The 23,840-nt window shown below is 54.0% G+C and carries 22 protein-coding genes; 7 read left to right on the top strand and 15 right to left on the bottom strand.

Annotated features, from left to right (window positions below):
• Window positions 1-44: 44 nt before the first annotated feature.
• Both ACOTX7_RS09230 and ACOTX7_RS09225 read right to left on the bottom strand, forming a co-directional pair.
• Window positions 45-1,430, bottom strand: a complete 1,386-nt coding sequence (locus tag ACOTX7_RS09230; RefSeq protein WP_126506783.1) for a NarK family nitrate/nitrite MFS transporter — start codon at window positions 1,428-1,430, stop codon at window positions 45-47.
• 209 nt (window positions 1,431-1,639) lie between these two features.
• Entirely contained in the window at window positions 1,640-2,215 is a 576-nt protein-coding gene (locus ACOTX7_RS09225) for a TetR family transcriptional regulator (protein WP_006810717.1), read from the bottom strand.
• Window positions 2,216-2,331: 116 nt separating this feature from the next.
• Here ACOTX7_RS09225 and ACOTX7_RS09220 point away from each other — a divergent pair, with 116 nt between their 5' ends.
• A complete protein-coding gene (locus ACOTX7_RS09220; protein WP_221813188.1) occupies window positions 2,332-3,822 on the top strand; it encodes an MFS transporter in 1,491 nt (496 codons plus the stop codon).
• A 43-nt stretch (window positions 3,823-3,865) separates the two neighbouring features.
• On the opposite strand, the gene ompC is transcribed toward ACOTX7_RS09220, so the two are convergent.
• A complete protein-coding gene (ompC, locus tag ACOTX7_RS09215) occupies window positions 3,866-4,939 on the bottom strand; it encodes a porin OmpC (protein WP_006810715.1) in 1,074 nt (357 codons plus the stop codon).
• 625 nt (window positions 4,940-5,564) lie between these two features.
• Entirely contained in the window at window positions 5,565-6,443 is an 879-nt protein-coding gene (yddG, locus tag ACOTX7_RS09210; protein WP_221256027.1) for an aromatic amino acid DMT transporter YddG, read from the bottom strand.
• A 220-nt stretch (window positions 6,444-6,663) separates the two neighbouring features.
• Between yddG and fdnG the strand changes: the two genes are divergently transcribed.
• Genes fdnG through fdnI form a run of 3 tightly spaced genes read left to right on the top strand, consistent with a single transcriptional unit; the run spans window position 6,664 to window position 11,256 of the window.
• The gene (fdnG, locus tag ACOTX7_RS09205; RefSeq protein WP_221256026.1) at window positions 6,664-9,711 is read left to right on the top strand and encodes a formate dehydrogenase-N subunit alpha; all 3,048 of its coding nucleotides are present in this window, start codon (window positions 6,664-6,666) and stop codon (window positions 9,709-9,711) included.
• Between the two features lie 11 nt (window positions 9,712-9,722).
• Window positions 9,723-10,607: a formate dehydrogenase subunit beta gene (gene fdxH / locus ACOTX7_RS09200; RefSeq protein WP_063933650.1), complete on the top strand. Its 885-nt coding sequence runs from the start codon at window positions 9,723-9,725 to the stop codon at window positions 10,605-10,607.
• Entirely contained in the window at window positions 10,600-11,256 is a 657-nt protein-coding gene (fdnI, locus tag ACOTX7_RS09195; RefSeq protein WP_006810709.1) for a formate dehydrogenase-N subunit gamma, read from the top strand. The genes fdxH and fdnI overlap by 8 nt, the downstream gene beginning before the upstream one ends.
• Window positions 11,257-11,328: 72 nt before the next feature.
• On the opposite strand, the gene ACOTX7_RS09190 is transcribed toward fdnI, so the two are convergent.
• The 3 genes from ACOTX7_RS09190 to ppk2 all read right to left on the bottom strand — a co-directional run bounded on the left by ACOTX7_RS09190 (window position 11,329) and on the right by ppk2 (window position 12,758).
• Entirely contained in the window at window positions 11,329-11,652 is a 324-nt protein-coding gene (locus tag ACOTX7_RS09190; RefSeq protein ID WP_047354839.1) for a CcdB family protein, read from the bottom strand.
• Window positions 11,652-11,840 carry a hypothetical protein gene (locus tag ACOTX7_RS09185; protein ID WP_047354838.1) on the bottom strand — a complete coding sequence of 63 codons (189 nt, stop codon included), beginning with the start codon at window positions 11,838-11,840 and terminating at the stop codon, window positions 11,652-11,654. Before ACOTX7_RS09185 ends, ACOTX7_RS09190 begins: the two co-directional genes overlap by 1 nt.
• Before the next feature lie 102 nt (window positions 11,841-11,942).
• Window positions 11,943-12,758, bottom strand: coding sequence for a polyphosphate kinase 2 (ppk2, locus tag ACOTX7_RS09180; RefSeq protein WP_221813186.1), 816 nt, complete (start codon window positions 12,756-12,758; stop codon window positions 11,943-11,945).
• Between the two features lie 161 nt (window positions 12,759-12,919).
• On the opposite strand from ppk2, the gene araJ reads away from it, so the two are divergent.
• Entirely contained in the window at window positions 12,920-14,095 is a 1,176-nt protein-coding gene (gene araJ / locus ACOTX7_RS09175; protein ID WP_006810707.1) for an MFS transporter AraJ, read from the top strand.
• A 47-nt stretch (window positions 14,096-14,142) separates the two neighbouring features.
• Here araJ and adhP read toward each other — a convergent pair whose 3' ends face one another.
• From adhP to ACOTX7_RS09140, 7 genes are all read right to left on the bottom strand, one after another.
• Entirely contained in the window at window positions 14,143-15,153 is a 1,011-nt protein-coding gene (gene adhP, locus ACOTX7_RS09170) for an alcohol dehydrogenase AdhP (RefSeq protein WP_205923841.1), read from the bottom strand.
• Window positions 15,154-15,349: 196 nt separating this feature from the next.
• A complete protein-coding gene (locus tag ACOTX7_RS09165) occupies window positions 15,350-17,059 on the bottom strand; it encodes an ABC-F family ATP-binding cassette domain-containing protein (RefSeq protein ID WP_221256024.1) in 1,710 nt (569 codons plus the stop codon).
• A gap of 389 nt (window positions 17,060-17,448) precedes the next feature.
• On the bottom strand, window positions 17,449-19,146 hold the full coding sequence (locus ACOTX7_RS09160) for an NAD-dependent malic enzyme (RefSeq protein WP_006810704.1): 1,698 nt from the start codon (window positions 19,144-19,146) through the stop codon (window positions 17,449-17,451).
• A 176-nt stretch (window positions 19,147-19,322) separates the two neighbouring features.
• On the bottom strand, window positions 19,323-19,460 hold the full coding sequence (sra, locus tag ACOTX7_RS09155; RefSeq protein ID WP_006810703.1) for a stationary-phase-induced ribosome-associated protein: 138 nt from the start codon (window positions 19,458-19,460) through the stop codon (window positions 19,323-19,325).
• 95 nt (window positions 19,461-19,555) lie between these two features.
• Window positions 19,556-19,771, bottom strand: coding sequence for a biofilm-dependent modulation protein (gene bdm / locus ACOTX7_RS09150; RefSeq protein WP_006810702.1), 216 nt, complete (start codon window positions 19,769-19,771; stop codon window positions 19,556-19,558).
• Between the two features lie 141 nt (window positions 19,772-19,912).
• Window positions 19,913-20,434, bottom strand: a complete 522-nt coding sequence (locus tag ACOTX7_RS09145; RefSeq protein ID WP_221256023.1) for a VOC family protein — start codon at window positions 20,432-20,434, stop codon at window positions 19,913-19,915.
• Window positions 20,435-20,485: 51 nt separating this feature from the next.
• Window positions 20,486-21,337, bottom strand: coding sequence for a Vmh family MBL fold metallo-hydrolase (locus ACOTX7_RS09140; RefSeq protein WP_159403291.1), 852 nt, complete (start codon window positions 21,335-21,337; stop codon window positions 20,486-20,488).
• A gap of 111 nt (window positions 21,338-21,448) precedes the next feature.
• Here ACOTX7_RS09140 and ACOTX7_RS09135 point away from each other — a divergent pair, with 111 nt between their 5' ends.
• Together ACOTX7_RS09135 and ACOTX7_RS09130 are read left to right on the top strand one after the other, a co-directional pair.
• Complete coding sequence (locus tag ACOTX7_RS09135) at window positions 21,449-22,336, top strand: LysR family transcriptional regulator (protein ID WP_260630810.1); 888 nt, start codon at window positions 21,449-21,451, stop codon at window positions 22,334-22,336.
• Between the two features lie 69 nt (window positions 22,337-22,405).
• A complete protein-coding gene (locus ACOTX7_RS09130; protein ID WP_003857069.1) occupies window positions 22,406-22,834 on the top strand; it encodes an OsmC family protein in 429 nt (142 codons plus the stop codon).
• 23 nt (window positions 22,835-22,857) lie between these two features.
• Here the strand turns inward: ACOTX7_RS09130 and ACOTX7_RS09125 are convergent, their stop codons facing one another.
• The gene (locus ACOTX7_RS09125; protein WP_221256021.1) at window positions 22,858-23,763 is read right to left on the bottom strand and encodes a LysR family transcriptional regulator; all 906 of its coding nucleotides are present in this window, start codon (window positions 23,761-23,763) and stop codon (window positions 22,858-22,860) included.
• Window positions 23,764-23,840: the final 77 nt, after the last annotated feature.

Genomic DNA, 23,840 nt, shown 5'->3' with positions numbered 1-23,840 from the left:
ATGGCCGGAGGGTGAGGCATCACACTCCGGCGAAGATATAGTTATTATTTTTGTGAGGATTTGCGGCCATACACCAGCCAGGTGACGAGCACGCAGACGATGTAAAAAACGAGAAAGACTTTCATGGCGCCTACCGGAGAACCGGTCATCGCCAGTGACGTACCAAAGGCTTTGGGAATAAAGAACCCGCCCACCGCACCGATGGCAGAGATAAAGCCCAGCGCGGCAGCCGTTTCGGTCACAGCTTCATGCTGCGCCTGTTCGTCGCTCCCGCCCTGTTTTTTCACGCGGTCGAGGGTGATTTGACGGAAGATAACCGCGATCATCTGGAAGGTCGATCCGCTGCCCAGGCCTGCGGTCAGAAACAGGCCCATAAAGACCAGATAGAAGGCCATAAAACTGCCGGAACCTGATCCGGGAAGCGTCAGGAAAATCAGGGCGCTAAAGATGGCCATAAAAACAAAGTTGATCAGCGTAACGCGCACGCCGCCCAGCCGGTCAGAAATCATCCCGCCAGCCGAACGCGCCAGGGCGCCAATCAGCGGACCGAAGAAGGCGAGGTGCAGGATGTTCACGTCCGGGAACTGGGTTTTCGACAGCATGGCAAAGCCCGCCGAGAAGCCGATAAACGAGCCGAAAGTCGCCAGGTAGAGCAGGCTCAGCAGCCAGAGGTGAAAGCGCTTCAGCACCGGAAGCTGGCTGGCAATGGACGCTTTCGAACTGGCGATGTCATTCATGCCAAAAAACGCCGCAATGGTGGCCAGAATCAGCAGCGGCGCCCAGATCCAGGCCGCGTTCGCCAGCCACATCGTCGAGCCATCCTCCTGCGGTACGCCGTGCACGCCGAGGAAGGTGAACATCGGCAGGAAGATGACCAGCGGCGCAACCAGCTGCATCACGCTGACGCCCAGGTTTCCCAGCCCGCCGTTAATACCCAGCGCGCTGCCCTGTCTGGCTTTCGGGAAGAAGAAGCTGATGTTTCCCATGCTGGAAGCAAAGTTGGCGCCAGCAAAACCGCACAGCAGCGCGATGATGATGAAGACCCAATAGGGCGTAGCGGTATTCTGGATGGCGATCCCAAGCCAGACACAGGGCACCACCAGGATCACGGTGCTTAACACGGTCCAGTAACGTCCGCCAAATATCGGTACCATAAAAGAGTAGGGGACGCGCAATATCGCGCCGGAGAGAGAAGGTAATGCTGTTAGCATAAAAAGCTGATCGGTGCTGAAATTAAATCCGACCTTATTAAGATTCACCGCAATAGCGCTAAACAACATCCATACACAAAACGCCAGAAGCAAACACGCGACGGAAATCCACAGGTTTCTGCGTGCGATATGTTTCCCTTTATTCTCCCAAAATTGCGCGTTTTCCGGTTTCCAGTTACTCAACAGATGCTGATTACTCTTCTCACTTTGATGTGACATATCACCCTCTTGCTTACCAAATGAAGAGAAAAAAGAAGTGAAAACAGAAAGATAGTTGTCGATGGTTTGTAGAAATTATTGGATGTTATGGGATACATCTGAAAGGATAGATAAAAAAGCGAATCCCTGAGTTTGGAATGGGAATCAGGGTTCGCTTTATGTGTTACTAATTGTAACTTTTTGCAGAAATTAATACCCCGATGGGAGTATTAAAACAATTCGAGGGAGATAAGTTTATCCAGATGCTTATTAAATGCCGCATCGTCCATTTCAGGCATATTTAATACGTATATGCCGTCCAGTCCGCATACCAGGCCGATTAATCGCCAGGCAATATTTTCTGGCTGGTCAGCAAGCGTAAAGGCGTTGGCCTCTGCGCCGGCACGGATAATCGCGACCGTCTCCTGGTGCCACATCTCCATGGTCAGAACGTAAGCGCCTTTAATGTCGCTATCCCGGCTGGCAAGAATTTGCGCCTCCCGCCACAGTCGAATATAAGGCTCAAACCCGCCGTCATCGCTGCCGAGCATAGCATGCAGGCGCTCGCGCCACCCGGCGTTATCGCCTACGATTTCAGCGTCCAGTAAATCGCGGATCAGCCGCACAAACGCCAGCGATTTAAGTTCGCCCGCCGAGGCAAAGTGGTGATGAACCTGCCCGGTTGCAACGCCCGCTTCGGCGGCGATGCGGCGAACGGTCATCGCAGCTAACCCTTCAGTCAGCGCCACGCGCATCGCGGCCTGAAGGATCTCTTCCCGCCGTTCGTCCTTGCTCAGATAACGCATATTTTCTCACTCTTAATGGCAACGAAACGAGTGTAACAAAGAGCTGGACAAGTGTTCAACTTTACGTAGGATCGCAATCTGGACATGTGTCCAGTTTTTAAGTGATAAGGAAATTTATGTTTCGTCAGTGGTTAGCGTTAGTGATTATCGTGCTGGTGTATATCCCGGTGGCGATTGACGCGACGGTGCTGCACGTGGCGGCGCCAACATTGAGCATGACGTTAGGTGCCAGCGGCAACGAATTGCTGTGGATTATTGATATTTACTCGCTGGTGATGGCGGGGATGGTGCTGCCTATGGGCGCGCTGGGGGATCGCATTGGCTTCAAGCGCCTGCTGATGATCGGCAGCGTGCTGTTTGGCCTGTCTTCGTTAGCGGCGGCTTTTGCGCCGTCCGCGGGCTGGCTGATTGCCGCCCGCGCGTCGCTGGCGATAGGGGCGGCGATGATCATCCCGGCAACGCTTGCAGGGATCCGCACCCTGTTTACTGACGCGCGGCACCGTAATATTGCTCTCGGCGTCTGGGCGGCCGTTGGTTCGGGCGGCGCGGCGTTTGGCCCGCTGATTGGCGGCATGTTGCTGGAGCACTTCTATTGGGGGTCAGTGTTCCTGATTAACGTGCCGATCGTGCTGATCGTGGTTTCGCTTGCTGCGCGCTTTGTGCCTGTTCAGCAGGGGCGTCCCGAACAGCCGCTCAATATCAGCCATGCCATTATGCTGATTGTCGCCATTTTACTGCTGGTCTATAGCGCCAAAACCGCCCTTAAAGGAGTGCTGTCGCCGTGGATGGTGGCCTGCACGCTGCTTACCGGGGCGGTGATGCTGTTTATTTTCGTCCGTATCCAGCTGCGCGCCCGCGTGCCGATGATCGACATGCGTCTGTTTTGCCATCGCATCATTTTAAGCGGCGTGGTTATGGCAATGACCGCCATGATTGCGCTGGTGGGATTTGAACTGCTGATGGCGCAGGAGTTGCAGTTCGTGCATGGTTTTACGCCGTTTGAAGCAGGGATATTTATGCTGCCGGTGATGGTGGCGAGCGGATTTAGCGGACCGATCGCGGGTGTGCTGGTCGGGCGTCTGGGGCTACGCATTGTCGCGGCCGGGGGTATGGGGTTAAGCGCAATCAGTTTTATCGGCCTGTCGACGCTTGATTTCAGCACCCAACAGTGGCAGGCATGGAGCCTGATGGTGCTGCTGGGCTTCAGTGCCGCCAGTGCACTGCTGGCATCGACGTCAGCGATCATGGCCGCCGCCCCGAAAGAAAAAGCGGCAGCCGCAGGCGCGATCGAAACGATGTCCTATGAGCTGGGGGCCGGTCTGGGGATCGCCATTTTCGGTCTGCTCCTGACCCGCAGCTTTTCGGCGTCTATTGAACTGCCGCAGGGGATGAGCGCGTCGCTTACCGATAAAGCCTCGTCCTCCATCGGTGAAGCGATGAAGGTTGCGCAGGAGCTGACGCCGTCGCTGGCCGAGCCGGTAATAATGGCGGCAAAAACCGCCTTCATTACCTCGCACAGCGTGGCCCTGAGCAGCGCGGGAGGCATGCTGCTGATACTTGCGGTGGGTATCTGGTTTAGTCTGGCGAAGGTCGGGCAACAGCAATAAAAAAGGCCAGCCGTTAAGGCTGGCCTGAGTGCACTAACACATCTTAGAACTGGTAGGTCAGACCCACTGCCACGATGTTGTCGGTAGCCACTTTGGCATCTTTGGTGAACTGGCTGTCGTCAACCAGGTTGATTTTGTAATCAACGTAGGTGGACATGTTTTTGTTGAAGTAGTAGCTCGCGCCAACGTCAACGTATTCAACCAGATCCTGATCGCCGTAAGAACCGATGTCCTTACCTTTGGATTTCAGGTAAGCGATGGACGGACGCAGGCCGAAGTCGAACTGGTACTGAGCCACAACTTCGAAGTTCTGCGCTTTGTTGGCAACGTGACCGTTACCGAACGCCGTCATGTTGCGGGTTTCAGAGTAGGTGGTTGCCAGGTAGATGTTGTTCGCATCGTACTTCAGGCCAGCAGCCCAGACTTCTGCGTTTTCGCCACCGGCGTTCAGGTTGCTTGCTGCACGAACCTGACGGTCAGTACGGTCAGATTTCGCGTAGGTCGCACCCACACCAAAGCCGTCGAATTCATAGGTAGAAGAGAGACCCCAGCCGTCACCGTTGGATTCGGTGATGTCGTCACGGTCGTTTTTACCCTGGTACTGTGCCGCCACGTTCAGACCGTCAACCAGACCGAAGAAGTCGGTATTACGGTAGGTTGCAACGCCAGTGGTACGGCCAGTCATGAAGCCGTCAGTCTGCGTCCAGGTATCGCCACCGAATTCTGGCAGAACGTCAGTCCATGCGCCGATGTCATAAGCCACACCGTAGTTACGACCGTAGTCGAAAGAACCAAACTCATCGAATTTCAGACCAGCAAATGCCAGACGGGTTTTGTTGCCGTCTGCACCCTGATTTTCAGAGCGGTTGCCCTTGAACTCATATTCCCACTGGCCGTAACCGGTCAGCTGATCGTTGATCTGGGTTTCACCTTTGAAACCAAGACGCACATACGTTTTGTCGCCGTCGCTACCAGCATCATCAGAAAAATAGTGCAGACCCGTAACTTTGCCGTACAGATCCAGTTTGTTACCGTCTTTGTTAAAAACTTCAGCCGCGTTAACAACGCCTGCTGCCAACATGGAAGTGACTGCCACTGCAACTAATTTAAGTTTCATCTTAAATAATCCTTATAATTTTATTTAGGTATTTCCTAAGCCATCTGAGCGATTTTTAAACGAGGCTTATCGTCAATGGCAGACTATTTTTAAAATTCCATAGACTGCTTTCAATAATAAGTTTCAAAATATTAAAGATAATTTCAATTAGTGTGATCCTGATCCGATAAATTGCTCTCATCTCGCCGAAATAGATTAATATATATACATAAATTGATTATTAACCGACCATGATAATATGGCTACACATAGTTTATGAAGGTTTTAGTTTTTAGATGAAACTAACGGATATTAGCGCAAAATAAAAAAATATAAGGCGTGTAAACTTCTTTTAGAACAGTTGATTATGAATTTTACGGCGAGCAGAAGCTTGTTTTTGAATAAACACATTCAGAAATATACTATTGCAATTCGTGCTATATAGCCCGGGAATATTGGTAGTGAATTAATTACCTGTGTTGTCAGTTTATGTCAATTAACACAACTGTCTGGCTTTACATTTGCACTCTATACAGAAATATAAACACACGCGAATGTTAAGAATTATATTCCCGAGTGTGATCACATATTAAAATATTGTTAATTTTTTTGCCGGGCATATTTCGTGCCCGGCAAAAATAAAAAGCTATTTGCGTGTGGCGTACCAGCATAGCAACGATCCGGCGCAGACCATTAATGCCCCTTGCCAGAATGAGAATGAAAGCGGGGAGCTGAGTAAAAATGCCGCCAGTGCGGCGGAAAGAACGGGCGTGAAATAGGAGACAGCCGCAAGCACCGTCACGTTACCGTGGAGAATACCGATATTCCATGCGGCGTAGCCAAAGCCAAGGGCAACACCGCACATCAACAGCTTCACCACCACCGGTACGCTGAACACCATTTCGGGCTGATCGCTGACGGCATATTTAACCCACAGGCTCAGGGCAGTCAGCAGGACGAACAGGGTAATGCCATTTTGTCCTTTGGCATACTTACTGGTGACGGTGCAGTAGGCGGCCCAGATAAAGGCGCCGGCAAATGCCAGCCCATAACTTAGCGGGCTGGAGACGACGTTTTGCATGATGTCATTCAGATGCAGGCCGTTTTCGCCGCCTAAAACCCAGCACACGCCCAACAGCGAGACGAGAAGCCCCGGGATCACCCAGAGGGTGGATTTTTGCCCGTTGAATAAAATCGCGAATGCTATCGTCAGGCTTGGCCACAGATAATTGACCATACCCACTTCAATCGCCTGCGAGCGTGTTGCGGCATATCCCAATGACAGGGCCAGGCACATCTCATAGCTGACAAACAAGATGCTGCCCGCAATGAGATAGCGCGTGGAAAAACGCCGAAGATCCGGAAAACCTACCGTCATCAGACATAACAGCCCGCTGACGGTGTAAATCATTGCCGCGCCGCCCACCGGGCCCAGTCCCTCGCTGACGCTGCGGATAAGACCCACCATGGTGCTCCACAGCAATATGGCCGCCAGACCAATCAGCGTTGCTCTTTTTCTGTCCATTACCCTGCCAGTCTTTTAAAAATCAAAGGGAAAACTTATAGCATCTATCCGCGGCAGCTGGCGAATTTTCTCAGAGCCTGTTAACCCGAAAGGATTAAAAAATCGTACCGGCAGTGACTATTAAGGGGGCTAAGACTGGCGACCTTGATTTGACGCAAAAAAAACAGGGGCTTTGCTGTTAGTTTGCGGCGCGAAGTCTTATCAGATAACGAGGACAGCAATGGACGTCAGTCGCAGACAATTTTTTAAAATCTGCGCGGGCGGTATGGCCGGAACAACAGCCGCAATGCTGGGATTTGCTCCCAAAATGGCGCTGGCTCAGGCACGCAACTATAAACTGCTGCGCGCGAAAGAGATCCGTAACACCTGCACATACTGCTCCGTGGGTTGTGGGTTATTAATGTATAGCCTGGGGGATGGCGCGAAGAACGCCAAAGAAGCGATTTATCATATTGAAGGGGACCCGGATCATCCGGTGAGCCGCGGGGCGCTTTGCCCGAAAGGGGCGGGCCTGCTGGATTATGTTCACAGTGAAAACCGTCTGCGCTACCCGGAATATCGAGCGCCGGGTTCAGACAAATGGCAGCGCATCTCCTGGGACGAGGCCTTCTCCCGAATTGCAAAACTGATGAAAGCGGATCGCGACGCCAACTTTATTGAAAAGAACGAGCAGGGCGTCACCGTAAACCGCTGGACCTCCACCGGGATGCTGTGTGCCTCTGCGGCAAGTAATGAAACCGGCATGCTGACGCAAAAATTTGTGCGCTCCCTTGGCATGCTGGCGGTTGATAACCAGGCGCGCGTCTGACACGGACCAACGGTAGCAAGTCTTGCTCCAACATTTGGTCGCGGTGCGATGACCAACCACTGGGTTGATATCAAAAACGCTAACGTCGTGGTAGTGATGGGCGGTAACGCCGCTGAAGCCCATCCGGTGGGATTCCGCTGGGCGATGGAAGCGAAAAACAACAACGATGCGACGCTCATCGTCGTCGATCCACGCTTTACGCGTACGGCATCGGTGGCCGATATTTATGCGCCGATCCGCTCCGGTACGGATATTACGTTCCTTTCCGGCGTGCTGTTGTACCTGATCGAAAACAATAAGATTAATGCGGAATACGTTAAGCATTACACCAATGCCGGTCTGCTGGTGCGGGAGGATTTCGCCTTCGAAGATGGCCTGTTCAGCGGCTATGACGCCGGGAAACGTCAGTACGACAAATCGTCCTGGAACTATCAGTTCGATGAAAACGGCTACGCGAAACGCGATGACACCCTGACCGATCCGCGCTGCGTGTGGAACTTGCTGAAACAGCACGTTTCCCGCTACACGCCGGACGTGGTGGAAAACATCTGCGGCACGCCGAAAGCGGACTTCCTGAAAGTGTGTGAAGTGCTGGCCTCCACCAGCGCCGCCGACAGAACCACCACGTTCCTTTACGCACTGGGCTGGACGCAGCATACCGTGGGCGCGCAGAACATTCGCACCATGGCGATGATCCAGCTGCTGCTCGGCAACATGGGGATGGCCGGTGGCGGCGTGAACGCCCTGCGCGGACACTCCAATATTCAGGGCTTAACCGACCTCGGCCTGCTGTCGACCAGCCTGCCGGGTTACCTGACCCTGCCGTCCGAGAAACAGACCGACTGGCAAAGCTGGCTTGACGCCAACACGCCAAAAGCGACGCGCCCGGACCAGGTGAACTACTGGAGTAACTATCCGAAGTTTGCCGTCAGTCTGATGAAATCGTTCTACGGCGATGCGGCGCAGAAAGAGAACGACTGGGGCTTTGAGTGGTTGCCGAAATGGGACCAGGCTTACGATGTCATCAAGTATTTCAACATGATGGATAAGGGCGCCGTCACGGGGTATATCTGCCAGGGCTTTAACCCGGTGGCGTCATTCCCGGATAAAAACAAAGTTGTTCGTAGCCTGAGCAAGCTGAAGTACATGGTGGTTATCGATCCGCTGGTCACCGAAACGTCTACCTTCTGGCAAAACCACGGTGAATCAAACGATGTCGATCCGACAGCGATCCAGACCGAGGTGTTCCGCCTGCCATCGACCTGCTTTGCGGAAGAGGACGGTTCTATTGCCAACTCTGGCCGCTGGCTACAGTGGCACTGGAAAGGTCAGGATGCGCCGGGCGAAGCGCGTAATGACGGCGAAATTCTGGCGGGCATTTACCATCGCCTGCGCGAGATGTATCGCACAGAAGGTGGCAAAGGCGCTGAGCCGCTGCTGAAGATGAGCTGGAACTACAAGCAACCGGATCATCCCGAGTCCGAAGAGGTGGCAAAAGAGAACAACGGCGTGGCGCTTGCCGACCTGTACGATGCCAACGGCAATCTGGTGGCGAAGAAAGGCCAACTGCTGAACAGCTTTGCGCTGTTGCGTGACGACGGCACCACGGCCTCTTCCTGCTGGATCTACACCGGCAGCTGGACGGAGCAGGGTAATCAGATGGCCAACCGCGATAACGCCGATCCATCAGGCCTGGGTAACACCCTGGGCTGGGCATGGGCGTGGCCGTTGAACCGCCGCGTACTGTACAACCGTGCCTCCGCAGACGTGAACGGCAAGCCGTGGGATCCGAAACGCATGCTGATTGAGTGGAACGGCTCGAAGTGGACGGGGAACGATATCCCGGACTTCAACACCGCCCCGCCGGGCAGCAACACCGGGCCGTTTATCATGCAGCCGGAAGGGCTGGGACGTCTGTTTGCCATCGACAAACTGGCGGAAGGGCCGTTCCCGGAACACTACGAGCCGATGGAAACGCCGCTGGGGACCAACCCGCTGCACCCGAACGTGGTGTCCAGCCCGGTGGTGCGCATCTATGAAGAGGACGTGCTGCGTTTAGGTAAAAAAGACAAATTCCCGTATGTGGGAACGACCTACCGCCTGACCGAGCATTTCCATACCTGGACCAAACACGCGCGGCTTAACGCCATCGCGCAGCCGGAACAGTTTGTGGAGATAAGCGAAACGCTGGCGAAGGCGAAGGGCATTGCCAATGGCGACCACGTGAAGGTCAGCAGCAAGCGCGGCTTTATTCGTGCGGTGGCGGTGGTCACCCGTCGTCTGCAAACGCTGAACGTGCACGGCCAGCAGGTGGAAACGGTGGGTATTCCGCTGCACTGGGGCTTTGAAGGGGTGGCGCAGAAAGGCTACATCGCTAATACCCTGACGCCAAACGTCGGCGATTCCAACTCGCAAACGCCGGAGTACAAAGCGTTTCTGGTCAACATCGAGAAAGCGTAAGGAGCGATTAAATGGCGATGGAAACACAAGACATTATTAAACGCTCCGCGACTAACCCGATCACTCCCGCGCCTCGCGCGCGGGACTACAAGGCAGAAGTCGCCAAGCTGATCGATGTCTCCTCCTGCGTGGGCTGTAAAGCCTGCCAGGTGGCCTGTTCGGAGTGGAACGATATCCGCGACGAGGTGGGGCACTGCGTTGGCGTTTACGATAATCCGGCTGATCTGAGCGCTAAATCCTGGACGGTGATGCGCTTTAGCGAAACCGACCAGAACGGCAAACTGGAGTGGTTGATCCGCAAAGACGGCTGTATGCACTGTGAAGATCCGGGCTGCCTGAAGGCATGCCCGTCTGCTGGCGCAATCATTCAGTACGCCAACGGGATTGTCGACTTCCAGCAGGATAACTGCATCGGCTGCGGGTACTGCATCGCAGGCTGTCCGTTTAATATCCCGCGTCTCAATAAAGAGGATAATCGGGTCTATAAATGCACGCTGTGTGTCGATCGCGTCAGCGTCGGCCAGGAGCCTGCCTGCGTAAAAACCTGTCCGACCGGGGCGATCCACTTCGGCAGCAAAAAAGAGATGCTGGAAGTGGCGCAGCAGCGGGTGGATAAGCTCAAAGCGCGCGGCTATGACAAGGCAGGGATTTATAACCCGCAAGGCGTGGGCGGTACGCACGTCATGTATGTTCTGCACCACAATGACCAGCCGGAGTTGTATCACAATCTGCCGAAAGATCCGGCGATCGATACCTCCATCAATCTCTGGAAAGGGGCGCTCAAACCGCTTTCAGCAGCGGGCTTTATCGCCACCTTTGCCGGGCTGATTTATCACTACATCGGTATCGGGCCGAATAAAGAGGTGGATGACGACGAGGAGGAGCATCATGAGTAAGTCGAAAATGATAGTGCGCACAAAATTTGTCGATCGCGCCTGTCACTGGACGGTGGTCATCTGCTTCTTCCTGGTGGCGGTATCCGGCATTTCGTTCTTCTTCCCGACGCTACAGTGGCTGACGGAAACCTTCGGGACACCGCAGATGGGGCGCATTTTGCATCCGTTCTTCGGCGTGCTGATTTTCGTGGTGCTGATGTTTATGTTCGTGCGTTTCGTTCATCACAACATCCCTGACAAGCAGGATATTCCGTGGCTGAAGGGAATTGTTGAGGTTCTGAAAGGCAACGAGCATAAAGTCGCGAAGGTGGGTAAATACAACGCCGGACAGAAGATGATGTTCTGGACCATCATGAGCATGATTTTCGTGCTGCTGGTGACCGGAGTGATCATCTGGCGTCCGTATTTTGCCCAATACTTCCCGATTCAGGTGGTGCGCTACGCGCTGCTGATCCACGCGACCTCGGCCATCATTCTGATCCACGCCATCCTGATCCATATGTATATGGCATTCTGGGTGAAGGGGTCGATTAAAGGCATGATTGAAGGGAAGGTGAGCCGCCGCTGGGCGCAAAAACACCATCCGCGCTGGTACCGGGACGTTGAGCGTCTTGAAGCGCAAAAAGAGAGTTCGGAAGGGTTGAAGTAAACCTGGCGCCGTCGGCATTGTCCGGCGGCGCTGCGCTTGCGCGGGCGGGGATAACGACCTGGCAGGCTGACGTCATGTGTTAGTTAATAAGCGATCAATTGCTGCTATAACATCCTGACGAGCGTTACGTAAATTACAAACAAAGTCTTTTGGATTAATTTTCTGGTTATTAAGATGAGTTATCATTGGTGAATAAATCAGAAACGTTTCAAATTCAATATTGACTCGTGGGGCCAGATGGCTCTGCCATAACGGTAGCCTGTTATTTTTCGCGAGCGGTACAATGACGCGTGTGGGGAGATCGTCATAACAATCATCCTGAATGAGCATATAATAAGGAAGCTGATCCCGGGTTGCCGCAGACGTATTACGATAAACATTAAATTGTCTCAGCATCAAAGCACCTTGAAAAAATCATCATCAGTTATAGTCCCATGTTTCTCCACAAACTCATTCATTGCTCGTATAAATGCGCGATCCGCGTCAGACGGATGATGCGAGGCAACAGAGTATGGCTTCGCATCGACTACAGGCTTTGTGGATGGGATACGTCTTGAAGGGTTAGACTCTGCTGTACGTTTCATTAATATCTCCTTTGTTGGTACGGCCATTATCAACCGCAGCCAACAAAAAACAATACTGTTCCCCCTGGTAATCTACATTATGCGAGCCATCTTCCAGTAATATCAAAACCGTTCCGCAATATAGCGGAAGGGATATTTTGTAGGTTTCACTTTACCGATCTTGCGTTTCGGTAAATCCACCTTGTCTACGTGAATTTCTTTATAGGGGATCTGGGAAAGCAGATGCGAAATAATATTCAGTCGCACCCGTTTTTTATCTTCTGAACGCGCCACAAACCACGGCGCCCAGGCGGTGTCGGTTGCTTTAAACATCGCGTCGCGGGCGAGGGTATATTCATCCCACAGATTGAAAGATTTAATGTCCATTGGAGACAGTTTCCAGATCTTGCGACCATCATTAATGCGATCGCGCAGGCGGCGCTCCTGCTCTTTTGGCGTTACCTCAAGCCAGTACTTCAACAGGATGATCCCGGCATCGACCATCGCTTTTTCCATCACTGGCGTTCCATCAAGAAATTTTTCGACCTGCTCTTCGGTACAGAACCCCATGACTTTTTCCACCCCAGCGCGGTTGTACCAGCTGCGGTCGAAAATGACGATTTCACCGGCAGAGGGCAGATGGGAAACGTAACGCTGAAAATAGAGCTGACTTTTCTCTTTATCGGTCGGGGCCGGTAGCGCAACCACGCGGAACACCCGAGGGCTGACGCGCTCGGTGATCGCTTTGATAGTACCGCCCTTACCGGCGCCGTCTCGCCCTTCAAAAACAATACAGACCTTTAACCCTTTGGCGACCACCCATTGCTGGAGCTTAACCAGTTCAACATGGAGGCGGCGAAGCTCTTGTTCGTACGCTTTGGTTTTGAGTGGCGCATTTTTTGCGACATCATCAACACGGGTTTTCTTCTTACTGACCATGGTGGGTCTCCCTTTGTGTCCGGTCGCGGGATCGAGGCCGTATTAAGAGTGTAATCGACCTGAATGAATGGATTAATGTGTCAGAAAGTTGATTTGAACTGGCTCACCATACAAGTTTAATCAATAATGCACGCTGCATATTTTTCAACAGTGGTCGCGGTATGAAAAAGACAATTTTTTCGTTAGCACTGGGTACCTTTGGCCTGGGGATGGCTGAGTTTGGCATCATGGGTGTGCTGACAGAGCTGGCTCACGATACGGGAATTTCGATTCCCTCCGCCGGAAATATGATTTCGTTTTACGCTTTTGGCGTGGTGATCGGCGCGCCGATTGTGGCGCTGTTCTCCAGCAAATTCTCGCTGAAAACAACCCTGCTTTTTCTGGTGGCGATGTGCGTTGTCGGAAACGCACTCTTTACCTTCTCTGACTCCTACGTGGGGCTGGCGGCGGGGCGCTTAATCTCTGGTTTCCCGCATGGCGCGATTTTCGGTGTGGGGGCGATAATCCTGTCAAAAATCGCACCGCCGGGTAAAGTGACGGTCGCTGTGGCCGGGATGATTGCCGGGATGACCGTTGCCAACCTGCTTGGCGTTCCGCTCGGAACATGGCTCGGACACGAATTTAACTGGCGTTATACCTTTTTCTTAATTGCGGTCTTTGATGCGCTGGTGATCCTCTCTGTTCTGCTGTGGGTGCCAGACATTCGCGACACGACAACCACCCGGCTGGCCGAACAATTTCACTTCCTGAAGAAACCGGAACCGTGGCTGATTTTTGCCGCTACGATGTTTGGCAATGCCGGGGTGTTTGCCTGGTTTAGCTTCGTGAAGCCGTTTATGGTCAACGTGTCAGGTTTCTCCGAGGGCGTCATGACCGCGATCATGATGCTGATGGGGCTGGGCATGGTGCTGGGTAATGTGTTCAGCGGCAAGCTTTCGTCGCGCTTTAGTCCACTGCGCATTGCTGCCACCACCGACCTGGTGATTGTGGCTTCCCTGCTGGCGTTGTTCGCATTTGGCGAGCTTAAAACAGCTTCACTGGTGATGGGATTCGTCTGCTGTGCCGGGCTGTTTGCGCTCTCTGCGCCGCTGCAAATTCTGCTGCTGCAAAATGCGAAAGGCGGCGAGATGCTGGGGGCCGCAGGCGGGCAAATGGCGTTTAACCTCGGCAGCGCAATTGGCGCTTATTTCGGTGGATTGATGATTACGCTCGGCTTTAGCTGGAGCTATGTCACGCTGCCGGCCGCGATTTTATCCTTCTCTGCGATGACCTCTCTGCTGATGTATGGTTATTTATGTGCCAAAAAGCGTCAGGCCAACGCGCGCGCGTTGGCCTGAAGTCGCCTTTTGGGTCTCCACACCCTTCACCGGGGAGACCCTCGCGGTTAAGAACGTAAATCAATCACCATACGGCCACGGATCTGGCCCTGTTCCATCTCTTTGAAGATGGCGTTGATATCTTCCAGTGGGCGCATTGTAACTTTCGGTTTCACCTTACCTTCAGCCGCAAACTGGAAGGCTTCGAGCAGATCCTGACGGGTACCCACCAGGGAACCCACTACCTGAATCCCATCCAGAACCAGACGTGGAATATCCAGGCTCATCGCTTCTGGCGGCAGGCCTACAGCCACCACGCGGCCACCGGCTCGCACCGCGTCAACGGCAGAGTTGAAGGCCGCTTTCGCTACCGCCGTCACCACCGCCGCATGTGCACCGCCGGTTTTCTCCTGAATCACTTTTGCCGCATCTTCACTGCGGGAGTTCACGGTTAAGTCTGCGCCCATGCTGGCAGCGAGCTTCAGCTGCTCGTCATTCACGTCAATGGCGATAACTTTCGCATTGAAGACATTTTTGGCGTATTGCAGCGCGAGGTTGCCCAGACCGCCCAGACCGTAGATCGCAATCCACTGGCCGGGTTTGATGTCAGAAACTTTTACCGCTTTGTAGGTGGTGACCCCGGCGCAGGTGATACTGCTGGCCGCCGCAGAGTCCAGCCCCTCCGGGACTTTCACCGCGTAGTCCGCGGTGACGATGCACTCTTCCGCCATGCCGCCGTCAACGGAGTAACCCGCGTTTTTCACGTCACGGCACAGGGTTTCGTTGCCGGTATTACAATATTCACAATGGCCACAGCCTTCGAAGAACCACGCCACGCTTGCACGATCGCCAACTTTTAGCGACGTGACGCCCGGACCAATCTCTTTGACGATACCAATCCCTTCGTGGCCGAGGATCACCCCGGTCTTGTCGCCAAAATCGCCGTTTTTAACATGGAGATCGGTATGGCACACGCCACAGCACTCCATCTTCAGCAGCGCTTCACCATGCTTGAGCGCGCGTAAGGTTTTTTCTGTGACGTTAACCTGATGATCCTGAGTGACAACAGCAGCCTTCATGTGTTTCTCCTTTCATGATGAGTATCTGCATAGCAGGTCTGATTACCCATTAAGGATTAATACTTTGGCGCTGTAATGCAAGGAAACGGCAACATAATGTCATTAATTAATGCATTTTCGGATTAAGAAAAGGGCGTACCACGCATAAATTGGGGTGAAAAACACTGGCCCGGCGATCTCACCGCCGGGCTCAGATTTACAGCTGCGCTTCTATCACCTCAATCTCTTTTCGCCATTGTGCCTGCAACTGCGGTTTTTGGTGTTTTGGCTTGCGCGCCAAATCCTCTTCCAGCAGCGTTTCGAGGGCAACCAGGCGTTCAAGCAGATCGTCAGACGCTGAAGAGGGTGGCGTTGATGCGGCCTTCGACGCCTCAGGTACAACCGGACCGGTGCCCTCACGCAGGCGTTCAAACACCGCCTCCGCATCGTGCCATTCGCTCAGCCTGCCGTCCTCAATCAGCCAGAAACGGTTGCAACTCTGGCGAATTAACTGACGATCGTGGCTCACCAGCAGCACGCCGCCTTCAAACTGTTGCAGCGTTTCTGCCAGCGCCTCTTTGCCTTCCATGTCGAGGTGGTTGGTCGGTTCATCGAGCATCAGCAGACTATAGCGGGCAAGCGTCAGGCCGACAAACAGCAGGCGCGAACGTTCCCCGCCGCTCAGCGTACTGACTTTTTGCCCGTGACGCGCCCATGGGAACCCGGCACTGATGAGCGCCATTTTGCGGGTCTGCGGATCTGGCGCGAAAGGCTCCAGCGCATCAAGCAGCGCCGCATCGTCCGGCAACTGGTGCAGGGTCTGATCGTAGTAGCCGGGCGAGACGCGCGGGTGACGCTTAAGCCGGTCGTCCACGATCTCGTCGCGAAAATAACGCCAGATAAGCCTCAGCAGCGACGATTTACCACAGCCGTTACGTCCCACAATCGCCACGCGATCGCCGCTTTTCAGCCGGGCGCTGTCGAGCGTCAACAGGTCTGGCAAACCCGGCGCAGGGGGTACGCCGAGGTGGGTCATTTCCAGCAGGCGGTCAGCCCGAAGCGCGTCCCCGCGCAGGGTTAAGGTCCACTGGCTTCCCGCCGTCAGTTCCGTCTGACTCTCTTTCAGCCGTTCAACCTGTTTTTCCATCTGCTTAGCCTTCCGGGAGAGATCTTCGTTGTCGTAGACCTTGCCCCAGGTCGCGAGACGTCTGGCGCTGGCCGTTACGCGGTCGATCTCTTTTTGCTCTGCCTTATGGCGTAGCGCATCGCTTTCGTCTTTCGCGTCGAGCGCCTTGCGGGCGGCAGTGCAGGGAAGGGCGAAGGCGTGCAGCGTCTTATCGCGCAGGAACCAGCTGCCGTTGGTTACCGCGTCCAGCAACTGCCTGTCGTGTGAGACCAGCACAAAGCTGCCGGACCAGTTTTGTAAAAACTGCTCCAGCCACAGCAGGGTCGGCAAATCGAGGTGGTTGCTCGGTTCGTCCAGCAGCAGCAGATCCGGATCGTTTATCAACGCTCGTGCCAGCAGCAAACGCGTATGCTGACCGCCGCTCAGCGTGGCGGACTGCAACAGGGTTTCCTGCACCGTAAAGCCCATCCCGGCCAGCAGCGTCTCGGCTTTCCAGCGCAGGCTGTCGCGCTCAGCTAAAGGCAGCTGCGCCAGCACCGCATCCAGCATAGTCAGGGGATAAAGGGTCTCCGGCAGATGTTGTTCCACGCGCGCCAGCAGGCAATGTCCCGCCAGCGAAACGGTTCCGGCGGCAGGGGACTGCGTCCCGTCGAGGATTTTCAGCAGCGTACTTTTTCCGCAGCCGTTATCACCCAGCAGGCCAATGCGATCGCCTTTTTTTAACGTAAAGGAGAGAGAGTCGAAGAGCGTGCCGAACGCCGTATCAACGCGTAAAGAATGTGCAGTGAGTAGAGTGCTCATTGTTGCTTACCCAGGAGCTACAGGCATGTTTATGCCTCGTCAAACATCGCTGACGATAACTCAGTAAGCCCGAGAGAAGGGATTTCAGGGGTAGGTGTCTTCGCTCAAGCGGAAGTTATCGCAGCACGATACCGATAACGCTTGAGCTGGTGCGATCACCAAATGTATGTGAAACATTGAAAATTTCACAGTACAGCATAATTGGCCTCCTTATATATTCAGTAGGTTAATGGATGAAGGGAGTGTAGCGGGGGAAAATGGGTTTGGCTAGTGGGTAGAGCCGTATATTCCCCCCTCACCCTAACCCTCTCCCCAAAGGGGCGAGGAGACTGTCCGGTGCGGTTTTCACCCTCTCCCCTTTGGGGAGAGGGCTGGGTGAGGGGCAATATTTAAATCGAAGTACGACGATAGCTACGGTATTCCGGCATCCAGAAATTATCGTCAATCGCCTGCTGCAACGCGTCGGCAGAGGTTTTCACCGCGACGCCTTGCTGCTGCGCCATTTTGCCAACTGCAAAGGCAATAGCGCGGGACACTTTGTGAATGTCCTTCAGCTCAGGCAGTACCAGCCCTTCACCGTTGTTCACCAGCGGTGAGTGACCCGCCAGCGTTTCGCTCGCGGACATCAGCATTTCGTCGGTGATGCGTGACGCGCCGGAGGCGATAACCCCCAGACCAATACCCGGGAAAATATAGGAGTTATTACACTGTGCGATGGGGTAGAGTTTGTCCTTCCACAGCACCGGATCAAACGGACTGCCGGTCGCGACCAGCGCCTTACCTTCGGTCCAGGCGATGATATCCTGCGGCGTTGCCTCCACGCGTGAAGTCGGGTTAGACAGCGGCATCACGATTGGACGTTCGCAGTGTTTATGCATCTCGCGAATAATCTCCTCCGTGAAGAGACCGGTCTGCCCGGACACGCCGATCAGTATGTCCGGCTTCACGTTGCGCACCACGTCAAGAAGCGAGAGCACTTCGTTGTCGGTATCCCAGTTTTTCAGGTTCTCGCGCTTCTGCACCAGTTTGGTCTGGAACGGGAGCAGGTTCGGCATACCGTCGGTCAGCAGGCCAAAACGATCCACCATAAAGACGCGGGAGCGGGCCAGCTCTTCGCTTAAGCCTTCGCGCTGGGTCTGGGCAATAATTTGCTCGGCGATGCCGCAGCCCGCGGAGCCTGCGCCCAGGAAGACAATTTTCTGATAGCTGAGCTGGCTGCCTGCCGCACGGCTCGCAGCAATCAGCGTTCCCACGGTGACCGCCGCGGTGCCCTGAATGTCATCGTTGAACGAGCAGATCTCATCGCGGTAGCGGTTCAGCAGTGGCATGGCGTTTTTCTGCGCGAAGTCTTCGAACTGCAACAGCACGTCCGGCCAGCGGTGCTTCACGGCCTGGATGAAATCATCAACAAACTGATAGTACTCGTCGTCGGTAATGCGCGGGTGACGCCAGCCCATGTACAGCGGATCGTTCAACAGCTGTTGGTTGTTGGTCCCCACGTCCAGCACCACCGGCAGGGTGTAGGCCGGACTGATCCCGCCGCAGGCGGTATACAGTGAAAGCTTACCGATGGGGATCCCCATCCCGCCAATGCCCTGGTCGCCGAGGCCCAGAATACGTTCGCCATCGGTCACCACGATCACTTTGATGTTGTGGTTAGGCACGTTTTGCAGAATATCGTCCATGTTGTGACGGTTCTGGTAGGAGATGAACACACCGCGGGAACGGCGGTAGATCTCTGAGAAGCGTTCACACGCCGCGCCGACGGTTGGGGTGTAAATGACGGGCATCATCTCTTCGAGATGGTTCTGCACCAGGCGGTAGAAGAGGGTTTCGTTGGTGTCCTGGATATTACGCAGGTAGATGTGTTTATCGATTTCGGTTTTAAAGCCCTGATACTGGATCCAGGCACGTTCTGCCTGTTCTTCAATGGTTTCGACCACTTCAGGCAGCAGGCCCAGCAGGTTAAAGCTGCTGCGCTCTTCCATGCTGAAGGCGCTGCCTTTGTTCAGAAGGGGGAATTCCAGTAAAACCGGACCGGCGTAAGGAATATAAAGGGAACGATGTTTTTTCAGTTTGTTGTCCATGTCACTCACTCTTTTTAAGAAGATCCGTCCCTGACACTGCTGTTTGTCATCTTTCTGGCCTGTGCTACGGGGTGCGGTCGGGCGGTATTATAAAGGAGCTGAATATTAATTACCGCAACACATAAACAAAAACACCACCGGGGAAACCGATGGTGTTGTGAATTTCGTACTGGAACTTACTTGTCTGCCTGACGTTTCCTGCCCGTGGCGTGGGTCACTTGCTTTTCGCTCCCCTCTTCAATAACCACTTTACGCTGGTTAGAGAGCTTGTAGTTCAGTCCCAGAATATGGCGTGCCTGACGGTTCGATTTCATATTAACTCCTCAATCCTGTTGATAGTTTTAAGGACAAGTTTGCTTACGCAAACGAAATGTAACCCCTTAGGTTGCAGATCCAGCTTAGCAGGTTTTTACAAAGGTGCATTTTGCCCGCTGACGACGTAGTTAATGGTCTGCTGGTAGATGTCACTGAGAATGTCATTATCCGTGGATTCCACCCATTTGGTCAGTTCCATCAAAATGTCATCTTCAGTAACAACACCGTGCTCCGCCTGAAGACCCTGTGCAATCGCGTTAACGAGTTCGGGTTGTGCTGCTGTGGTATGTGCCGGGTAATAAGTAAACATGCTGCCTCCGTGTCGTTGTCTGTTTAATGTTACGGCGTGCAAAATCGTAATTCGTATTCAGATTGGCAAATATTTTTGCCGTTGTGGCTCAGATTCGTCCTGGAAATAAAAATATCATATCCCGTAGCACAGAAATAAAATTTAGGGTTTCCAGCGACGTAAATTTGTCGTTTTTTCATAAGGCATGGGCGTCGGCCAGGAGATCAATTCCACAATGCTCCCCCAGGGGGTTTGTCCGTAGCAGAAAGCATTATCTTCACCTTGCTCATCCGGAAACGTGAGCGGCTTTGGCTCGGTAAACATCTCGCCGCCGGCTGCGGTGAACGCAGCTATCGCCTTGTCAAAATCGTCAACATAAACAGCAAAATGCTGTAGGCCAAAGTCGCTGGCGCGGGCAGGCATACCCTGTTCAGGGCCATGCATTTCGAAAAGTTCTATGCCGGGTCCGTGAGGCATGGCGAGCATGCGGATGGCGTGAATTTTAGTGCCGGGAAATAATTTTAAGGTGTGTTGCTGGGCGGTCTGGTCAATATTATCGGTTTCAGCATCGACAGAATGATATAAAACCTGTGCGCCGAAAGCGCGTTCAAAAAATAGGGTGACTTTTTCAATGTCGGGCACCGTAATACCAATATGGTCAATGCCCCTTACTGACGATTGCATATTAATCTCCTGCTATAAAAAATGTAAATATAGCAGGAGATAATCAGGTGATTACCACTTCATTTCGCCGGTATTCACTTTCGCACTCAGTTCCAGCGAACTGACTTCCGCCAGGTTCGGCCACTGTTTTTTCATCGTGTTGATTACGTCGGTTGACGCTTTATGCGACGTGAGGGCCAGTTCAAACTGCTGAAGATAGCGACGGGTAAAGTCGATAGCGCCGGTACCCGCTGGCGGTGTCCCCAGGTAGTGGCCCGGAATAACGCGTTCGGGATGATGGGCTGCCATGCTATCCAGCGTCTGCTGCCACTGTTTGCGGCTTTCCGGCGTTTGGGTATCCGCCGTCCAGACGTGAATGCCCCACGAGACGCCCGTGCCGCCGAGGATGGTTTTTGCGGATGGGATCCAGACATACGCCGCATAGCTCTCAGGCTCTTCAATATTCACTCTCTCACCGTCAATCATAAAGGTGGTTGAGGCAAGCACTTGCGGCACGTAGAGCTGTGTCGGCGCGCCGTCTTTCATCTGCGGCCCCCAGAAGGCGAGCTTCGCGTCTTTTGTGGCCCTGATATGGTCCACCACCTGTTGCGTGGCGACAACTTTGGCGTTGGGGAAGGCTTTCACCAGCGGTTGCAGGCCGAAATAGAAATCCGGATCGCCGGAGGTGATCACAATTTTGTTCAGCGTTTTACCGCTGTGGCGGATTTTTTCTACCAGCGCTTCGCCATCTTTGACGCTGAACTGCGCGTCAAACAGCACCGCTTCTTTCGGGCCAGACACCAGGGTGGAAGAAACGGCAAAAATGCCTTTTTCCTGCGGGTTGTACGTATCAATGGTTAACGGCGCGGCAAAGACGGCCGGAGTGAAAAGGGTGGTCAGCAAAGCAAGGCGGGCGATTGTCATGGTTATGTCTCTGTTCTTCAGGAAAGTCTCTATTGTACGGATCTCTGCATTTGCCAGAATTCCTGAAACAGGAGATGCTTAGTTTCATAAATCGAGCAAATGGAGGTCAGAATGGATCGCGTTATTGCCGCTCAGGTGTACAACCGCATCTGTGAGCTGGGGAGTTTAAGCGCGGCGGCGCGGGCGCTGGGGATCTCCCGTCCGATGGTGAGCCGTTATCTGGAACAGATGGAGAAGTGGGCCGGTGCGCGGCTGGTAAACCGTTCCACCCGCAAGCTGACGCTGACGGCGGCGGGGGAGAAAGTCCTGCAAAAGACACGCACGCTCTCGCAAATTTCTCAGGAAATCGAAGATCAGTCCGTGAAGGAATCCCCCTCAGGCACCCTGCGTGTCGCCTGCGCGCATTTTACCGCGATGCAGATTATCGCTCCGGTGCTGCCGGATCTGTTGCAGCGTTACCCGCAGCTGCGCATTGAGCTGGATGTGAATAACCATCCGGTGAGCCTGGTTGGGGAGCGAATTGACGTGGCGATCCGTATCACCGATAACCCCGAGCCGGGCATGATCGCCCGCCGACTGGGAGAGTGTCGGTCCGTGCTTTGCGCTTCGCCGCTCTACCTCGCCAGCCGGGGTGTTCCAGAGCAACTAGAGGATTTAGCCCGGCACAACTGCCTGCATTACAGCTTTTTTGCCGGTCAGTCGTGGCGTTTTTTATCGCCCGAAGGGGAGCCGGTTACGACGGCGGTCAGCGGCAATCTCAGCGCCAGCATTTCGTCTCTGCTGATGGAGGCGGCGATAAACCACTGTGGTATTGCCATGCTGCCCGAGCGCGAGGCCGACACGGCGCTAAGGCAGGGTAGCCTGGTGCCGGTGCTCAGCGACTTTACGCCAAAACCGATTGGTATTTTTGGCATTTATCAGTCGCGTGACTACCAACCTGCGGCGCAGCGTGTGTTCCTTGACGCGCTGGCAAACCACCTTGCCACGCGCTCGGACTAATCTGTCTTCCACGCAAAATGGATTATGCGTCCTATACTTATCCCTTTGTAAGCCAAAAGGAGAGCAAGAATGACGATTCATAAGCACGGTTCAGCACACTGGTCTGGCGACATCAAACGCGGGAAAGGGACGGTTTCAACAGAGAGTGGCGTCCTTAACCAGCAACCTTACGGCTTTAACACCCGCTTTGAGGGCGAAAAAGGAACCAACCCGGAAGAGCTGATTGGTGCAGCGCACGCGGCCTGTTTCTCTATGGCCCTGTCGCTGATGCTGGGTGAAGCGGGCTACACCGCTGATTCCATCGATACCACGGCGGATGTCTCGCTGGATAAAACCGACAGCGGTTTTGCCATCAGCAAAGTGGCGCTGCAAAGCAAGGTGACGGTCCCGGGTATTGATCCACAGCAGTTCGACGGCATTATTCAGAAAGCGAAGGCGGGTTGTCCGGTGTCGCAGCTGTTGAAAGCGGAAATTACGCTGGATTACAAACTGAACTGATATCAGGCCGGGCAAATGCCCGGCTAACCTTTTACCGCCGCAGGGAAGACCTCGGCAAGCCACGCAATAAACACTCTCAGGCGATGCGTTAAATGCCGACTCTGTGGATAGACCACGTGAAAAGGATACGCCTTAGGACGCCAGTCGCTCAGGATCTCTACCAGCGCACCCGTTTTCAGATGCGCTCTCGCAGCATAGCCAAACGTCTGAATAATCCCTAAACCCGCCAGCGCCGCGGCCAGGTGTGCGTTGCTTTCATTGACTCCAAGATGGTGCGGAACGCTGATCTCCAGCGGTTCACTCCGCTCGAGGAACCGAAACGGGAATGCGCGTCCGGTAACGGGGGAAAGGTAGCTTATCAGCTTATGGCCGTTGCGCAGCTCCTGCGGATAGGCAGGGATGCCGTGAGTCTTAAGATAGCCCGGCGTCGCGCAGGCGATCATCCGGGCGTCACCGATATGCCGGGCGATAAGCGAAGAGTCATCCAGCGGGCCGCCGCGGATCACGCAGTCTACGTTTCCACTGATTAAATCTACCGGACGATCGGCTACCCCCAGGCTGATGCGCAGGTCCGGGTAGCGCTGAAAAAAATCCGGCAGCAGGGGTATCAACACGTCCCGGGCGGTTGAGCCTCCCACGTCGATACGCAAATGGCCTTTAGGCGTGCAGCACGATGCGCGAAAGGCGGTATCAATGTCCTCTATATCAATTAATACCCGCAGCACTTTCTCGTAATATTCCATGCCTTCTGCCGTCGTGACCACCCGGCGCGTAGTGCGATGCAGCAGCCGTGTTTCCAGGTGCGCTTCAAGTGATTTTACCAGCTTGCTCAGCGTGGCTATCGGCATGTTCAGGGAGTCTGCCGCTCGGGTAAAGCTTCCGGATTCAACCACCCGCGTAAAGGCGCGCATTGCCATTAGCTGATCCACACAGATCTCCTCTGATTATTTCCTGCTGTGAAAATTCATTTTCATTTTTGCCCGTTTATCGCTAATCCCGCAAGGAC

It is taken from the genome of Enterobacter cloacae complex sp. IR5418, from assembly GCF_049238105.1.
GTDB lineage: Bacteria > Pseudomonadota > Gammaproteobacteria > Enterobacterales > Enterobacteriaceae > Enterobacter > Enterobacter hormaechei.
This window is presented reverse-complemented; position numbering and strand designations above follow the sequence as displayed.

What these genes read in the sequence shown, in the direction of transcription:
- ACOTX7_RS09230 (WP_126506783.1), bottom strand. Translation starts at nt 1,430, where the DNA reads ATGTCACATCAAAGTGAGAAGAGTAATCAGCATCTGTTGAGTAACTGG.
- ACOTX7_RS09225 (WP_006810717.1), bottom strand. Translation starts at nt 2,215, where the DNA reads ATGCGTTATCTGAGCAAGGACGAACGGCGGGAAGAGATCCTTCAGGCC.
- ACOTX7_RS09220 (WP_221813188.1), top strand. Translation starts at nt 2,332, where the DNA reads ATGTTTCGTCAGTGGTTAGCGTTAGTGATTATCGTGCTGGTGTATATC.
- ompC (WP_006810715.1), bottom strand. Translation starts at nt 4,939, where the DNA reads ATGAAACTTAAATTAGTTGCAGTGGCAGTCACTTCCATGTTGGCAGCA.
- yddG (WP_221256027.1), bottom strand. Translation starts at nt 6,443, where the DNA reads ATGGACAGAAAAAGAGCAACGCTGATTGGTCTGGCGGCCATATTGCTG.
- fdxH (WP_063933650.1), top strand. Translation starts at nt 9,723, where the DNA reads ATGGCGATGGAAACACAAGACATTATTAAACGCTCCGCGACTAACCCG.
- fdnI (WP_006810709.1), top strand. Translation starts at nt 10,600, where the DNA reads ATGAGTAAGTCGAAAATGATAGTGCGCACAAAATTTGTCGATCGCGCC.
- ACOTX7_RS09190 (WP_047354839.1), bottom strand. Translation starts at nt 11,652, where the DNA reads ATGCTGAGACAATTTAATGTTTATCGTAATACGTCTGCGGCAACCCGG.
- ACOTX7_RS09185 (WP_047354838.1), bottom strand. Translation starts at nt 11,840, where the DNA reads ATGAAACGTACAGCAGAGTCTAACCCTTCAAGACGTATCCCATCCACA.
- ppk2 (WP_221813186.1), bottom strand. Translation starts at nt 12,758, where the DNA reads ATGGTCAGTAAGAAGAAAACCCGTGTTGATGATGTCGCAAAAAATGCG.
- araJ (WP_006810707.1), top strand. Translation starts at nt 12,920, where the DNA reads ATGAAAAAGACAATTTTTTCGTTAGCACTGGGTACCTTTGGCCTGGGG.
- adhP (WP_205923841.1), bottom strand. Translation starts at nt 15,153, where the DNA reads ATGAAGGCTGCTGTTGTCACTCAGGATCATCAGGTTAACGTCACAGAA.
- ACOTX7_RS09165 (WP_221256024.1), bottom strand. Translation starts at nt 17,059, where the DNA reads ATGAGCACTCTACTCACTGCACATTCTTTACGCGTTGATACGGCGTTC.
- ACOTX7_RS09160 (WP_006810704.1), bottom strand. Translation starts at nt 19,146, where the DNA reads ATGGACAACAAACTGAAAAAACATCGTTCCCTTTATATTCCTTACGCC.
- sra (WP_006810703.1), bottom strand. Translation starts at nt 19,460, where the DNA reads ATGAAATCGAACCGTCAGGCACGCCATATTCTGGGACTGAACTACAAG.
- bdm (WP_006810702.1), bottom strand. Translation starts at nt 19,771, where the DNA reads ATGTTTACTTATTACCCGGCACATACCACAGCAGCACAACCCGAACTC.
- ACOTX7_RS09145 (WP_221256023.1), bottom strand. Translation starts at nt 20,434, where the DNA reads ATGCAATCGTCAGTAAGGGGCATTGACCATATTGGTATTACGGTGCCC.
- ACOTX7_RS09140 (WP_159403291.1), bottom strand. Translation starts at nt 21,337, where the DNA reads ATGACAATCGCCCGCCTTGCTTTGCTGACCACCCTTTTCACTCCGGCC.
- ACOTX7_RS09135 (WP_260630810.1), top strand. Translation starts at nt 21,449, where the DNA reads ATGGATCGCGTTATTGCCGCTCAGGTGTACAACCGCATCTGTGAGCTG.
- ACOTX7_RS09130 (WP_003857069.1), top strand. Translation starts at nt 22,406, where the DNA reads ATGACGATTCATAAGCACGGTTCAGCACACTGGTCTGGCGACATCAAA.